Origin of the sequence: Methanoculleus sp. SDB, from assembly GCA_001412355.1 — an archaeon.
Taxonomy (GTDB): domain Archaea; phylum Halobacteriota; class Methanomicrobia; order Methanomicrobiales; family Methanomicrobiaceae; genus LKUD01.
This window is the reverse complement of sequence record LKUD01000024.1, coordinates 1-1,133: the sequence shown is the minus strand read 5'-3', so window position 1 is coordinate 1,133 and position 1,133 is coordinate 1. Positions and strand designations below refer to the sequence as shown.

The window sequence follows — 1,133 nt, the reverse complement described above, 5'->3', positions numbered from 1 at the left end:
GCGACGGCCTTTGCGATCAGCGTCTTGCCGGTTCCCGGCGGCCCGTACAGCAGCACACCTTTCGGCGGTTCTATCCCGAGGCTGTCAAAGCGGTCCGCCCTTGTCAGGGGATATTCAACCGCTTCACGTACCTCCTCCTTTTCCCGGGAAAGCCCGCCCACTTCTTCCCACGTGATATGGCTGACCTCGAGGAAGACTTCCCGCATGGCACTCGGGTTCACCTCACGGATGGCGTCGCGGAAATCGCTGATCGTCACCTCCATCGATTCGACGATCTCGTCGGGTATCTGGTCGGTGTCGAGATCGATATGCGGGAGGTACCGCCGGAGCGCCCGCATTGCCCCTTCCCGGGCGAGCGCGGCGAGATCGGCGCCCACATACCCGGTCGTCTTTGCTGCGAACTCGTCGAGGAATTTCTCGCGGTTCCGTTTGCTCTCCTCCTCATACTGGTGCATCTCCTCTTCGGCGGCGGCGAGGTCGGCCCGGAGTTCGTCCACCTCCCGCGTAAGCAGTTCACGCCGCGCCGTGTCATGGGCGAGTCTGGCTTCGAGATCAAACCTTCGGTCGGCGTCATCCGTTACCGTGAGCTCCCTCCCCGAATCGAGGATGGCGGTTTCGAGATCACCCAGGGCGTCGCTCTGCGGTTTCAGGGCCTGCTCTTGTGCGGCCAGCTCTTTTTTCTTCAGCGCCAGTTTTGCCTCGCCCTCAAGCGGCATGCCGCGGGTGTGAATCCTGAGCACTTCGCGCCGGTCGATCTCCGTCGGAACCCCGATGTCAATCTCCCGGTCGAAACGCCCCGGCCGTCGCAGCGCCGGATCGATGGCATCAAGCCGGTTTGTCGCGCCGATGACGACCACCTGCCCCCGTTCTTCGAGCCCGTCCATCATCGTCAGCAGCTGCGCGACGACACGCCGCTCCACCTCGCCGGTCACGTCCTCGCGGCGGGGAGCGATCGAGTCGAGTTCGTCGATAAAGATAATCGAGGGCGCGTTTTCCTGCGCCTCCTCGAAGATCTCGCGCAGACGCTGCTCGCTCTCGCCATAATATTTCGAGATGACCTCGGGTCCCGCGATAGGGATGAAGTGCGCCCCGCTTTCGTTTGCGACGGCCTTTGCGATCAGCGTCTTGCCGGT

Annotated in this window: 1 pseudogene; it reads right to left on the bottom strand. The window is 63.0% G+C overall.

Annotation, left to right across the window (positions count from 1 at the left end):
* A pseudogene (locus APR53_08145) lies at positions 1-1,133 on the bottom strand.